The organism is Sphingobacterium sp. UME9 (assembly GCF_014170215.1).
Classification (GTDB): Bacteria; Bacteroidota; Bacteroidia; order Sphingobacteriales; family Sphingobacteriaceae; genus Sphingobacterium; species Sphingobacterium paramultivorum.
The window spans coordinates 787,845-802,160 of record NZ_LZZP01000003.1 but is presented as its reverse complement, the minus strand read 5'-3'; the positions used below and the strand labels follow the sequence as shown (position 1 = coordinate 802,160).

Below are 14,316 nucleotides of genomic sequence, written 5' to 3'. Positions count from 1 at the left end.
TTACATCCATTCAGATACGAATAGATTCATTGTCAAAGACATAAAAACTTATTGACAAAGATTATCAATCGATCGGAATAGCATGTCTCAAACAAAGGACATATCATCGCGGATAAATTTATCGTTCAGCGATAACACAAAAAGGAATAAACCGTAAACAATTAATAACAAGCTTCTTACAAAAGAAAATAAGCCTAATGTCCCTTAAGGCGGGACAACTGTTTTTACGATAAAAAGAAAACATTTCTTTTGTGAAAAAATAAAATTGCCCCCATAAATTGAGACAATTCAAATTTATCCACATACCATTGAAAGACAACCTAAGCGATATTGATGGGGGGAACAACCAAATTCAGTTTGGAAATTGCGATAAAAAGAAGCCCTAGAATTAAAACCACAAACAAAAGCCAGATCGCTGATGGTGTAGACGAGCTCATGTGAGCGCAGCTGTTTGGCTGCATAGCTTAGTCGCAATTGATTGATAAATCCATTCAGCCCTTTATCATACTCATCTTTGAGAAAAGCCCCTACCTGATGTACAGGAATACCCACTTGCTGGCAGAAGCTTTCCTTATTGAGATCGCTATCCAAATATGCTAAGGTTTGTATAAAATAGTCAATGGCTTTTCTATATTCTAGCTGTTTTTCTGCACTCATTGGAGGAAGAGAAAGTTTGCCTTTCTGTTTTTCCAACTGCCGCACTATATCGAGCTCGAGTATCTGTTGTGGAATTACAGAAATTTTACTTGCATTAAAGGCTTCTGTTTGTATTAACTTTGCATCTGGAGGCACAACAAACTGGATTGCCGACAGGAAGATCACATATAAGCCTATACTGAATCCCCGATGAATATTAAAATTAACATCAAAATAGGCCATTCTAAAGATCAAAAAAGAGGACAAAAAAACAAAAACAATTATACTAGCAAAAAAGATTATTCTTTTAAGGTTAAATTTTAGAAAATCGTTTTTCCGCATTTCAAACCACAACCAAACCATGTACCCTAGTAGATGGATGTAAGATAAAAAATTAAGAAAGATGGAATAGTCGAGGTTATACTTGTATCGAAGGGTAAAATTGCTGCATAGCAATACAAAGATCAGCATGGCTCCAAAAAAAGGGAACATATGCTTCCACAAACCAAATACCGTAGATCCGGCAATGAGATCATGAACTAATAGTGCCAATGCGGGTCCATACAATAATCCATTAGGAAAGATCAGCAAAAGATATAGCCACTCAGGAAACAAGTGGTTGCATAAAAATCCGAACAGAATCTGAAACAAACCCAATGAGAGAATAATCATAAGGTGTCTCTGAAATAATGTATTTTCTCGTCGAATACTGAGGAAAACAAGCGTAACATTCAATAAAAATACCAAAACAGCAACTACAGATAAAAGCATATTCTTTACGTTAATAACATCGATATCCAGCGAAGAAGATACACTAAGGTGTAGGTTTCGACGGAATAGGTATCATAAATGTAGTTCAAAAAAAAGTTAAACAATAAGTTAAAATCGATATTCAAAAAACCTGTAGCCGAAGCGCTACAAACAGCTCGCTAAGAAAACCTTAGCCATTAAATAAATAATTACAACTCTTCAAAAAATAGTTCCCAAAATTTCGACAGTAGAAAAATAGGCTTTAGGCGCACTCAATTTTTTTTTTAATTTTGACCATGGACAATCTTCGCAATTACATTCACGCACTGGTTGACTTTTCGACGGATAGCTGGCACTTGCTGCAACCAGCATTGACATTGCGTAACTTCAAAAAAAATGATTTACTGCTGGAACAGGGTAAAGTTTGCAATTCGCTCTTTTTTATCGACAAAGGCTATTGTAGAAGTTATTATGTTATTGATGGAACTGTCAAAAACACAGGATTTTTCTTTGAAAACGATATCGCTACCAATATTCAAAGTTTTGGCAGTGGGCAAAAATCCGAATTTAACATCGTAGCCTGTGAGGACTTAAGGACCATTATTTTTGATAAGTCGACACTATTTGAACTTGCTGCACAGGCTATAGAAATAGAGCGGTTGGGACGGCATTGTATCAGGCAGTTTGCTTCACGCCAGGAAGAGTTTGCCAATCTATTTAAACTCTATTCGGCTGCTGAACGCCTGTCTTATCTAGAACGCAAATATCCTGAAATCCTACAACGTGTGCCACTTTCTCAATTGGCTTCCTTTTTGGGAGTAGCTAGAGAAACCTTAAGCAGAATTCGTAGGAGAAGGCTAAACTCTTGATATTATGTGACGATAGTCACAGGTTAGAATAATTTCATTTTGGGAACTTTGTATCAATTAAACAAAGATAAAAGATATGAAAACAGCTAATAATGCACTCTTGGATTTCGAAAAATTTATGACTATCCGTTTAAAAGCCTCAACAGATTTTGTGGAGGGTCATTTTGATTCCCTAAAAGATATTTCTGTCTCAAATGAGCCTGCAACAATTTTTCCGCCCAATGGAATATATATTTCTGGGGTATTACAGGTCAATGATTTTAACCAAAAAGGAGCTTCCAATTTCCTTCCGGGTGCACAAAACAAATTTGAAGTGATACATCAAGATGCAAGTGATACGCTAGCCTATTGGACGGGTATACAACGTTCGTCTGTCAACATAAAAGGGCAAGATACCGTGGTGATTTTCAATCTCAGAATCACCGAAATCTTCAGAAAAGAGCAAGGTAGCTGGAAGCTTATGCATCGACATGCCGATACACTGTCCGAATAGTCTAAATGACCTAGGAAGCAGCAGTTTATTTATAGATCGCTATAGTTTGTGCCCTCTGCTCCTTATGGTCAGATACTCAAAATTGATCGGCTATGTGCAGCAATGGTCCACCAGCGATTTCCTACGATTTGAGTTCGGCATCGCTGGTTGATCCCTTGAATTTCTTATTCCAAAAGAGTAATAAAATAATAAACAGTATAAATAATAACAGGGTGACTAAATTTGTCTTCCCCAAAAGTGCGTGTAAAGTAGCTGGAGCTATAATTGAATTGGTTCTTATGGTGGAGAAAGTCAATACAAACGAAAAGACAATACACAAAAGCACAAATCCGGCAAAGCCACCAAATTGGCTAAAATTATCAAAAATTAAAAGATGCCAAATCGCCCAAAATATTCCCGTAATCACACTTTTAATGGGCCATTTTATTTCTCCTAGACTATCATTCAAATAGCCCCGCCAAGTAAATTCCTCCATGATATCATAGAGCAATGTAAACAGGCAGAACAACAATGCCCACACGTGCTCATCGACACCGTAATTATTTTTGAATCCATAAATACCATATCCTGCAAATAAAAGGAATGGAAACAAAAGTGACTTTATTTTATTAGGACCAAAAAGTGTAACGGTGGAAACGACTTTTGACAAAGCATAAAAAAATGCCGAGATAATCAGAATAATAAATCCGTGATTCATATTCCAAGGCAATGGAAAACTAAAAACATCTTTCATAGCCATCTGGAAAATATTAGGAAGCTTTCGTATGGCAAAAGTTCCCAATATCAGCAACCCGTAAAATAATGCGATACGCAACCAATTCGTCTTTTTTATGCTTTCAATAATATTCATACACTATTTATTAGTCTATTGTCCCTACAGCAACTGTTCATTGTTTAATAACGTCCACAAATTTGAAGTCGCGAACTTACAAAAAAACGACGAAAGCAGGTTTGCATTCATAAGTAAAATTGCTTAAGCACATATCTTGCTGCTGTCAACCCCTCGGTGGTCAAAGGTCGACTTTTTAATTCAATCTCGGCAGCTTCAAGCACAGAAGGCTCATAGTGATCGGGATTGTCTACCACAGACAACAACTGATCCGTAGACCAAGTTTTATAAAGTTCAGCAAAATTATTTTCGGACATTGGCTTAATTTTTATAATTGGCCTCAGCCCATTTCTTTGAAACCAACCATTGGGGACGATTTAAACTATTGCGCATTGCAATGTTTACCTAACGACAGTTCATTAAATGGATAATGACTATTACTTAAAGTATCCCTTTTGTTACAAAAGCAATTCACACAAACGATTGCATTGCATAGTTTTCGTTTAATTTAATTGTATTTATAAAATTAGGGTGAACAATTAAATTTAAATTATGAGATATCCTAAAATTACGCTACTGCTCTGTACAGTATTGGCAAGCTTTCTTTCTTGCCAAAAAAGCGAGGTACAAACAAATTTAGAAGAGAAATTATCGCTACGGGCCGCATCCCCTGGTCTAAGTGGATACGAAGTTCCCTTAGGTGGCAATGCTTTTGTTACTTCGGCACCTTCCGGTGCAGTAGAAGTCATCAATAGCAATGGATTGGCAAACTGGACCAATGCCAATAGCGTGATCAGTACCTATGCTAAGGTCCCCCAAGCGGGCGCTTTACGTGTTAAAATAAGAGCTAAAGTGTTACCTTCAGGCGATAGTAGTACGGTGAAGTTAACAATCAACGGTGTAAGCAAACAAATCAAACTTAAGGGTGGAACATTACAGGATTACACGGTCGGTACCTATTCGCTAAATACGGCGGGATATATAAAAATGGATCTTCAAGGTGTGACCAAGTCAGGCGGTTATTTTGCAGATGTATCACACTTGATTTTAGACAGTTCGGCAACAAATGGCACTGTAATTTATAGTGACAATAATGTTGATAATACTTACTATTGGTCGCGACGGGGCCCATCCTGCCATTTGAGTTATACCATTCCAACAAATCAGCAAGTATCCTATTATTATAGCGAGGTGAAAGTGCCTGCCGGAGAAGATAAGATAGGTTCTTACTTTATGGCAAACGGGTTCGGCCAAGGATATTTCGGTATGCAGGTCAATTCAGCGACAGAGCGCAGAATACTATTTTCTGTTTGGAGTCCATATAGCACCGATAACCCGTCCCAAATACCAGCAGAGGATCGCATCACATTAAATAGAAAAGGGACAAATACGACAACAGGTGAGTTTGGTGGCGAAGGTTCTGGTGGACAAAGCTACCTCAAGTATAATTGGACTGCCGCCACTACCTATAAATTTTTATTGAAGGGAGAACCTGATAACAATGGAAGTACTGATTTTACGGCATGGTTTAATGATCCTTCGACCAATAATTGGATACTCATTGCAAGCTGGAAACGTCCCAAAACAAACACCTATTTAACGGGCTTTCATAGCTTCCTCGAAAATTTCAATGCCGACAACGGCTTCCTTGGCCGTTCTGCAGAATATAGTAATCAATGGGTTCATACAGCTACTGGAACTTGGCTGAAAGTCGTGGAAAGTACCTTTACAGTTGATGCGACCTATTCAAACAACCAACGTATAGACGCTATTGGCGGAACAACCGGAAATAGCTTCTTCCTGAAAAATGGCGGTTTTTTCAATACCGTCGTAAATCCAGGAACGAAGTTCACACAACCGGGTTCTGGCACAGCACCTTCAATAAATTTAACAACTCTACCTTAACAAGCATATTTACAGCAAATTATTCTTAATTTACATCCATTAAAAGGGACAATACTTCATGAAGAAGTGTCGTCCCTTTTAAACTCAACCTTGTCATATTTACAGTAACAATTCGTACCTTTCAATAACACTTTATTATAAATAGCTGAGCATCTGACTTATAGCAAAGACGATGGATTTCAGTTTTTAATGCATAATCAATGACAAGCTTAATCTTCATCTTCGGCAGAAAAGAAGGAATAGAATTAAGTTATCATTAAAAAAATATGTATTTATCTTTAATTCAATAAAAAATAAAATTAAAATAATAGGAGTAATAATAAATTCTCCCAAAATATTATTAATTTTCGGAAACTAACCAATGTGGAAATCGGTGAATGTTTATTTTTTTAACTAAAGAAAGGAGGCAAACAAAACAACGACGATGAGAACCGCTTGGAAAACCAAGCACAATTAAATTATTGATTCATTCACAAATCTTAAAAACTAAGTTATGTTAAAATTAACCAGTCGCTGGAACAGACTTTATACTGTTTTGGCCGTAGTTTCCACATTTTCTATTTTTAGTTGCCAAAAAAATTCATTGACTCTAGAGAGTCCGGAGGCACAACTTAACAAAAAAGCTGCAGTATCCGCGCAAGCAGGAGCTACAATTGCAACATTGAATTGGGATCAAACCTATCAAAAGATTGATGGATTTGGTGCATTCGGAGGTCGGATTGTTCCATTCTTTGAATCCGCAAAAAGAGATAGTATCCTGGATTATTTATGGGGAGGCAGTGGGTTGAAACTGAATATCCTGCGTGGTAAGGTACTTCATACCTACCCTTTTAACCAACAGACCAAGGTCGTTACCATTAAACCGGCAGGAGTTTCGATTGACGTGGATCCCAATAGTACGACTTATCAGAATTTGACAGCAGACGAAAAAGAACAGCTTGGGCAGGTCTGGATCATCAAGAAAGCGAAAGAACGCTATGAAGTTCCCTTCGTTATGGCAAGTACTTGGACTCCGCCATTATACATGAAGACCAATACGAGTAGTATTTCCGCGAAATGGTTTAATGGACTTAATTTTAATACTTCTTCAACAGCTTTTGCTCGCTATCTGACTGGATTTGTAAAATCGTTTCAGAACGAGGGAATTACAATCAATGCTATTTCTCCGTCAAATGAGCCTGAAAATGTCTTTTCTGACTGGGATGCTTCTTATTGGGACTCTTCACATCTGGGACAGTTTATTACCAACAACCTCCGTCCCGAATTAAACAGTGCGGGCCTTCAATCCACCAAGATCATATCTTCTGAGAATGCGGCCTGGGGAACAGCCGATAATTTCCTTTCAGGCATGGACAGAAGCAAAGTCGACATCCTCGCCGGGCATGGCTACGTAGAGATAAGCGGCATCATCACTGGTCAACGTGGATTTAACCAGAGTCCTTCCATGTGGAATTTTAGTATTGGAGGTAAACCGATGTGGGTAACAGAAGCTTCCGATGATGGCGGCAATTATGACAATGGCATTGAAGGTGGCCTAAAACTAGCGGTTAATATGCACAAGCTTCTTGCGGATTGTAACGCCAATGCGTATGTGTTTTGGCTAGGTATGCTAGCATTTCAAAATAATGAGGCGCTTATTTGTACAAAGAGTGATGGTTCCTTGGAATTTCCAAAAACGTATGATGTGATGGGACATTATTCCAGATTTATCAAAGCAGGTTATATGCGAATCAATGTAGCGGTTCAAAATGGAAATGGGTTATTGATTTCGGCTTACAAAGAGCCACAAACAGGTAAGTTTGTTTTAGTTGTCACTAACACGGGTACTGCGGCTGTTCCATTGGATATCAACCTTACAGGTTTTGCAAGCGGCGCATTGAACAATTACCAAACCACCGCAAGCAGTTCGGGGCATTGGGGTAACGTCGGCGCTGTAAATCCGAATAGCTCAGGCGTCTATTCTTTAACAATACCTGCTAAAAGTATAAGTACTTTAGAAGGCAACAAACTTTAATTTGTTAATTATACTGAGGGAGTACGCTCCCTCAGCATATAATTTAAAATCCGATATGCTTTAAATCCTACATGTTACTGATCGTCAAATTCCTTCTCAGCACCGCACCTATTCTTTCATTTTTGTAAACATAAGTTTTGCAGTTTCTGGATCTAATACGTCCATATCAATGAGCTTCAATAATTTCACCATATGGAGTGTAGTTGACTTATATTTTAAAAAGTGTGCTGTTTTCAAATGGGCAAGGTAGGCTTGCTTGTCCCGATAGATTTCCAAGATACGTATCTGTGTCGGATTATCTTTTTTGAACATTGGAAAGATCGCAACAACACCTTCTTCGAGCGCCATAGATGCAGCAGCCTCTTCTTTTAAAATGGTCTTGTATTCTTCGAGGTGTTCAACATAAACCTCAATTTCAGAAATACGTACCATAGACTCCTTATCTTGTCCACGAACAATATCCCCGCATAAGAAAAGTATGATTAGCGTTAAGGGTAAAGACAATAATGATTTCATGTGATTAAGTTTAAAAGTTTTGGCCCTGATCATTTTTTGCAATCAAAGCCCTTCACAAATTTCGTTATACTAGATGATAACACCAATATATATTACAGAAATATCTACCAGTTTTACGGATTTAGGTCAAAATATCGATGTCTTAGATTTCTCTGAAATCATATATTCCAATATCTTTGCTACCTGAATTTTGGAAAAACTACGATGAAATTGCACTACCTTGCGGTGCTTACACTTGGGATATGTACTATCTCTGGATTAAAAGCACAAGAAAAATCAAATCTTATCAAATTAAATCTTTGGCCTCTATCTGTTGGGAATATTGCACTGGAGTATGAAAGATCGCTCAATGAGCATCTATCGATCAATGGAACGATCAGTTATCGTCCAAATGCCAACTTACCCTTTAAATCCCTATGGGAATCTTCTTTTGACGATGATAATAATATTTTGGGTGAAGCTAAATTAGGGGCTTTTTCCATCACCCCAGAAGTACGTTTCTACATCAATAATAAAGAAGTGTTAAAGGGATTCTATATCGCACCATTTGTCAAATACGCCAATTATAGTGTACACACAAAGATTACCGTCGATGAGTCAAATTATCACAAAGAAGTACCTATATCGGGTGGCTTAAATGCTTTTACCGCTGGTGTGGCTGTCGGTAATCAATGGAGGCTTGGACAAAATATCTATTTAGATTGGCGCATTGTCGGTCCCAGTTATGGCTTCAACAATGGAAAGTTCGAAGGGAAAACCCCATTAAATGCGGGCGAGCAACGCGAAGTAAAGAGACAACTGGATGAATTTGACAGTAATCTCATGAAGATCAAAAAAGAAGTAAATGCTGATGGTGTAACACTAAGCACTAGCGGACCCTTTGCCGGTATCCGCACCGCATTATCCATAGGTTACCGGTTTTAATTACAAAATCCTACCCTCTTCATGTCATCCATTCCAATAAGCGCTTCCCCTTTTACATTCGCGCCCTATGGAACGAAAACATATACTATATATAGAGCGGCCTAAGGGAGCCGTCTTTCCAGATTTTAATAAAATGTCCCTAATTTCATCTTTAATATCATTTCTCCAAATACTCTTGCTACCTTTGTTCTTCAAATTAAATTAACATGCCAAAAGAGACAAGAACAGGGCTTTATCAGGGAATCATCGAAAAAGATGATAATGGGAACTACTTTTGTGGTCCCTACCTACTGGATTATCAGACCGTAGAAACTTACTATAAATTGGGCGATCGCGTTAGTATCAAAACCATTATCAAAAATACAAGCCGTAAGAGTATGGAGGCTTATCCGCAAAAATCAGTTAAATTTTCATTTGCGACAGAAGATCATGGAAATGATTAAAACTCACTTAGATTGAACAATATAAATAACAAGGCCTGTTCCACAGAATTGGCCTTGTTATTCAAGATTACGTTTGACCTGAGGCTAAAAACAAAGCCTCTGATTTTTGGTAAATCGAGAGGCTTTTGCATAATCAAATTGATCGATTACTTTATAAAATAGGTGTATTTTTTTTCGGGATAAAGCATGCACTATTGGAACACTCATCTAAACGATGCATTTAAAATTCATTTTCCATAAAAATTATTCAAGCTTCACATGCTCTTTGAGCGACTCATCCGATCGTCGCTGCTGCCATTTATTGTAAGTTTCATTGCTGATTTACTCCTCAAATATAAATACTAGTTTAATAGCCTCCGAGCCGAAATGATTGTCTTGTCTCATTTTTCGTCGAAATAGCAATTCAGTACGATGAAAATTAACGAGCGAAGTCGTTCGTTTTTTCTATAATAAATCTACATTTGCACGAAACAATTAACCTCGCAATGAATAATAGACATCTTAATTACCATTGTGCAATTAACCGCGGCTAGTACCTAATCTTAAGGGCAATAGGTTGCAATTCCTCATTCGGTATCTGGGGAACATATACGGTTTGCCCTCCCCTTTCGTCGATCAATAGGGCCAATAGACTGCTAATATCGTCGATCGTGTCTAATCCGATAGGGTTGTCTACGATCGCTATATCCTGATCTGAAAGAATCTTTACGGCTTGATGGAAGCTCTCTTGAACGACTAGGATATCCCCACGGCCGTCTTGACATGCACGATAAATTTCTTGCAGATCAGTGATCACTAAACCATTGCCCACAGCTGCTTCCAGCTCTTTAAAGTAGTCTTCATTTTTTCGTACCAACTCCTGTTTCATAAAATTCCAGGCACGGCTCTCCAACTGATGTGTTTCAATGTTATTGTAATCTATTGGTAAATATCCATAATAGATAGAAGGTCTATCCGCAACCTGTAAGAGCTTACTATAATTATCCTCCGTGCAAAACACGAGTGTTACGCTCTTTGTGTCCCCAATATAGCGCAGGAGAGCTTTGTCCACCCGATTAAGATATTCCCTTAAGAGGTCATCAAGATGTTTGGCATCGCTACTTTTATCGGGAAATGTATTGTAAAATTGATTTTCGGCAATAGGAAACTCTTCACTACTGATATCCTCAACAATGCGCCCATTCAAGGCACGAAAAAGATGAACACCGCTTTGCGAGAGCAACATCACAAGATAACTGGTTTGGCGGCCAATCTCCTTAACCAAAGGGCGTACAGCAAATGTATTGCTAATATGGACACCTTCTTGGTTTGTCTCCCATGATGACTTGAAAACTTCTGCTATTGTATCTGAAACGAAGATATGCAGACTTTCAAGATTATAATTAATATCAAGTTCATGCGCTATCTGTTCCAATTGTTTGATGAGACCAGCAACGACCCTCTTATCATATTTATCCGTTAGTCTATCAATCGCTTCTCCGATAAAATTTTTGATCTTTATTCGGTCGCTTAGGTTATCAGGATGTGTGCGATGGGTATTGATGGAAATGGTAATGCATAACTCATCCTGAACTCGGATAAGCATTTGTAGAAGTTGTTTTTCGGTCATAATCATGGACAAATAGTTAAAAAATTGAACACACTTTACTAATACAACAAATTAAAGATCTTTCTTGTTTGTGTAAATTAAAAGTAAGTATTACCTCATTTAGGTGATTATTGAAACAAAAACAGCTTATTTATAGTTATTAATAGTTAAAAAAACAATGATGAAAAAGGTGTTTATTGCGGGAGCAACAGGCTGGGTCGGTAAAGAATTGAGTAAAAATATAATCGACGATACAAACTATAAATTGGTTGGCGGACTTTCACGCTCTTATGCAGGAGAAAATCTCGCTGAGATTCTAAAGATAAAAACGTCTCCGGTTCCCCTATTTGATACAATAGAAAATGCAATGGGGGATATTGATTTTGATATTTTAATTGACTTTACCACTCCACTTATTGCCAAGAAGAACATCCTGAATGCGATAGATAAAGGTAGGCATGTCCTTATTGGGACTTCAGGGCTCTCAAGTCAGGATTATGAAGAAATTGAAGAACATGCGAAAGAAAGCGCGGTATCCGTTCTAGCTGCCGGTAATTTTTCGATTACCGCTGTTTTACTGAAAAAATTTGCGGAGACTGCTGCTCAATATATCGATCAATTTGAAATTATAGATTATGCATCCCAAAGAAAGGTAGACTCACCAAGCGGCACAGTCGCAGAATTAGCCTATAGTCTTTCCAAAATTAAAACGCCGAAGGTTGAAGTTCCCATAAAAGATACCATTGGCAACAAAGAGACTCGTGGTGGTGATATCAATGGTATTCAGGTGCATGCAATAAGACTGCCGGGTTATGTACTAGGTGTCGAAACAATCTTTGGTATGGAAGATGAAAAATTAATCATCAAACATGAAGCTGGAACTGGTGTAGCACCCTATCTGAATGGAATTAAGATTGCCCTTGCCAAAATGGGTACCTTTAAAGGATTAAAACGTGGTTTGGATACCATAATGGATTTGTAAATTACATCATTATCTATCAACCTCTAAATTTAACACAGAATGTTGTACCCACGCTGAGCTCGCTTTCTACAGTAACTTTCGCATCAAGACGATCCGCTATACGTTTGACAATGGAAAGACCAATCCCCGATCCTTCAAAGCCCTGCGAATTCGGCAGACGTTTAAAGATATCAAATATATTACTGTCGTCCTGAATATCTATGCCAATACCATTGTCCTTGATATAGTAGTAAACTGAATGGCCGTGTTTTTCACTATAAACTTCCACCCTTGGCTGATCTTTTTTACTGCTATATTTTACAGCGTTGCCGATCAGATTTAAAAACAGCTGATATAACAGTGTTCTTTCCCCAAGAATGGGCCAGGTCTCCCCTAAGACAAATTCCAAACTTGTACTGTCAAACTGTTGCTTACAACTTTCGAGAATATTAAGAATTTTGTTCCGTGGGTCGATCAGTTCCGTTTTGAAGGCTACATAATTAGACTGTGTGAGTTGATACACCTTATCCATCATCTCAGTGATCAGCACGGTAGCATCCATAATATTTAGTGCCATTTTGCGTAGTATATCCTTAGGAAGATCATCTTTCATCAACATCATCTGTGCAGCAAGCTTTATCGAAGAAAGAGGGTTTTTAAGATCGTGAGTCAATGTATAGCCAAATGTATCTAAGGCATTGTTCGATCTTACGAGCTCCTTATTGAGCTGAGCAATCTCCCCGCCCCGTTGCGCAATAGCTTGTTGGGTTATTTGTGCAACTTTTTCAATAAAAGAAAGCTCGGCATTTTTCCATTTGATGGACTTGCCTTTCATCGTTTCACGCCAAGCTTCAAAAGATGTCCTAGGTGACGGAAACTCTATTTCCCTTTCGGGATCATAATGATATATTTTTTCGGGTTTTCCGGCCCATACATCTTCGTATACATGCTCTTTACGGAACAAATAGATGTGCCATTTATTACTGGGAAGGATATTTATACGTAAAATACCGGGAAATATGAGCGATTGTTCTAAGTCAGCACCATCATAAACAAAATTTGATGTAAAAAATAAGTCATTCTCGCCCTGTTTTTCTATATAAAGATCAATCTGCCGTTGCTCTGATTCTGTCGGTACCTCACCCCAAGATTTGAAACCACGGTCATGTTTGATCATCAATCCATCTGCCCCTACTATTTCCAAGATTTGTGGTGCAAAGCGTTCAAGCACAATTCCAATATCGCTGTTTACCAATAACTCAGACTTCAGGTCACGCTCCATAACGCCCATAATAGTCTGTGCGACAAGATTTTCTTTTTGATATTCTGAAAGGTAATAATTTATGGCATACTGGGTTAAGAACGCGCATAAGTGGCGTTGGCCAAGGTCTACATTCAAAGGTAGACTATTCTGGCAGGCCACAAGTCCCCAGAGTCTTCCCTCGATAACGATAGAAAAACTGGCACTGGCACGTGCACCCGCATTCTTAAGATATTGTAAATGTACGGGAGACAATGCTCTGAGGCTACAGCGTGTCAAATCAACCTCTCGAGCCTCCAGGCCCTGTATAGCAATAGTCGGTGCCTCAATATCTGCTACATGGCGCGCAGGGAATTTCACATATAGCGCGCGTGCTTGTGCCGGAATATCAAATTCCGGATAACGGTACCCCATCAATGAGGTCATCCCGTCTGCAATGGACTCTGCAATTACCTGTCCGCTATTGTCCTCTTCGAAACGGTATACCATGACACGATCAAAACCAATAATCTGGCGGATCAGTACAGTCAATGATTGCCAAGCATTACCATGACGCTCTTCAAGGTATTTCGCATAATAGAATAAACGGGTCGCTTTTAATTGATTCTCACTACAGATCTCGACTTCAAGATATGTTTTCTCATCATACCGGTAAATGCTTAGATAATAATCTACATTTTTGATACGGATACGTTCTACAAAACGTGTAAATATCTCCCCTGTGATCTGTCTTTCAATTTCTTTGAGATTCAACTCCGGTTCGGACGATATCAAAGGCAGTAGCTGCTCGATCGATCTCCCTAAGATTCCGTTTATAGGAATATTGAGTACTGCAGACAGGTTTTCACTTGCGGCAATACACCCACTCTCATCAAAAATACAAAGGAAACCGAAATATTGGATCTTACCGCATAGTTGGATTTCTTCTTCGTGGCACTCCAGTTGACGCATATTTTGCTAGTTTTTAATCATTTAATTTACTAATAATAGGAAATTCTCAAAAGAGATAATTTGCCACGCATAATAAAATCTAGCACCCCTCTTCAAACATGTCATATCTAAGGCTAATATAGAAAAAAATAACTACGAAAAGCGGATCAAACGATTGTCCAATAATTATTCAGAAT

The 14,316-nt window shown here is 38.3% G+C and carries 13 protein-coding genes; 7 read left to right on the top strand and 6 right to left on the bottom strand.

The genetic code is table 11. The annotated features are described in order from the left end of the window. Positions 1-294: 294 nt before the first annotated feature. The gene (locus A9970_RS04840; protein ID WP_182981515.1) at positions 295-1,407 is read right to left on the bottom strand and encodes a response regulator transcription factor; all 1,113 of its coding nucleotides are present in this window, start codon (positions 1,405-1,407) and stop codon (positions 295-297) included. 275 nt (positions 1,408-1,682) lie between these two features. Between A9970_RS04840 and A9970_RS04835 the strand changes: the two genes are divergently transcribed. After that, a complete protein-coding gene (locus tag A9970_RS04835) occupies positions 1,683-2,255 on the top strand; it encodes a Crp/Fnr family transcriptional regulator (protein WP_182981514.1) in 573 nt (190 codons plus the stop codon). Between the two features lie 76 nt (positions 2,256-2,331). After that, positions 2,332-2,748: a DUF4440 domain-containing protein gene (locus A9970_RS04830; protein WP_182981513.1), complete on the top strand. Its 417-nt coding sequence runs from the start codon at positions 2,332-2,334 to the stop codon at positions 2,746-2,748. Between the two features lie 121 nt (positions 2,749-2,869). On the opposite strand, the gene A9970_RS04825 is transcribed toward A9970_RS04830, so the two are convergent. Together A9970_RS04825 and A9970_RS04820 are read right to left on the bottom strand one after the other, a co-directional pair. Next, positions 2,870-3,598, bottom strand: coding sequence for a CPBP family intramembrane glutamic endopeptidase (locus tag A9970_RS04825; RefSeq protein ID WP_200845524.1), 729 nt, complete (start codon positions 3,596-3,598; stop codon positions 2,870-2,872). A 107-nt stretch (positions 3,599-3,705) separates the two neighbouring features. Then, positions 3,706-3,894 carry a hypothetical protein gene (locus A9970_RS04820; RefSeq protein WP_182981512.1) on the bottom strand — a complete coding sequence of 63 codons (189 nt, stop codon included), beginning with the start codon at positions 3,892-3,894 and terminating at the stop codon, positions 3,706-3,708. A 235-nt stretch (positions 3,895-4,129) separates the two neighbouring features. Between A9970_RS04820 and A9970_RS04815 the strand changes: the two genes are divergently transcribed. Together A9970_RS04815 and A9970_RS04810 are read left to right on the top strand one after the other, a co-directional pair. Then, positions 4,130-5,482, top strand: a complete 1,353-nt coding sequence (locus A9970_RS04815) for a DUF3472 domain-containing protein (RefSeq protein WP_182981511.1) — start codon at positions 4,130-4,132, stop codon at positions 5,480-5,482. Positions 5,483-5,975: 493 nt separating this feature from the next. After that, entirely contained in the window at positions 5,976-7,496 is a 1,521-nt protein-coding gene (locus A9970_RS04810) for a glycoside hydrolase (protein WP_182981510.1), read from the top strand. A 108-nt stretch (positions 7,497-7,604) separates the two neighbouring features. Here A9970_RS04810 and A9970_RS04805 read toward each other — a convergent pair whose 3' ends face one another. Further along, a complete protein-coding gene (locus tag A9970_RS04805; RefSeq protein ID WP_159726826.1) occupies positions 7,605-8,012 on the bottom strand; it encodes a putative quinol monooxygenase in 408 nt (135 codons plus the stop codon). A gap of 204 nt (positions 8,013-8,216) precedes the next feature. Between A9970_RS04805 and A9970_RS04800 the strand changes: the two genes are divergently transcribed. Both A9970_RS04800 and A9970_RS04795 read left to right on the top strand, forming a co-directional pair. Then, on the top strand, positions 8,217-8,936 hold the full coding sequence (locus tag A9970_RS04800) for a DUF3575 domain-containing protein (RefSeq protein WP_182981509.1): 720 nt from the start codon (positions 8,217-8,219) through the stop codon (positions 8,934-8,936). 206 nt (positions 8,937-9,142) lie between these two features. Further along, on the top strand, positions 9,143-9,379 hold the full coding sequence (locus A9970_RS04795; protein WP_075992529.1) for a hypothetical protein: 237 nt from the start codon (positions 9,143-9,145) through the stop codon (positions 9,377-9,379). A 529-nt stretch (positions 9,380-9,908) separates the two neighbouring features. On the opposite strand, the gene A9970_RS04790 is transcribed toward A9970_RS04795, so the two are convergent. Continuing rightward, entirely contained in the window at positions 9,909-10,994 is a 1,086-nt protein-coding gene (locus A9970_RS04790) for a hypothetical protein (protein WP_182981508.1), read from the bottom strand. A gap of 151 nt (positions 10,995-11,145) precedes the next feature. Between A9970_RS04790 and dapB the strand changes: the two genes are divergently transcribed. Further along, positions 11,146-11,949 (top strand): 4-hydroxy-tetrahydrodipicolinate reductase, encoded by an 804-nt coding sequence (dapB, locus tag A9970_RS04785; RefSeq protein WP_182981507.1) that lies wholly within the window; start codon positions 11,146-11,148, stop codon positions 11,947-11,949. Positions 11,950-11,965: 16 nt separating this feature from the next. Here dapB and A9970_RS04780 read toward each other — a convergent pair whose 3' ends face one another. Beyond that, complete coding sequence (locus A9970_RS04780; protein ID WP_182981506.1) at positions 11,966-14,140, bottom strand: ATP-binding protein; 2,175 nt, start codon at positions 14,138-14,140, stop codon at positions 11,966-11,968. Positions 14,141-14,316 lie beyond the last annotated feature (176 nt).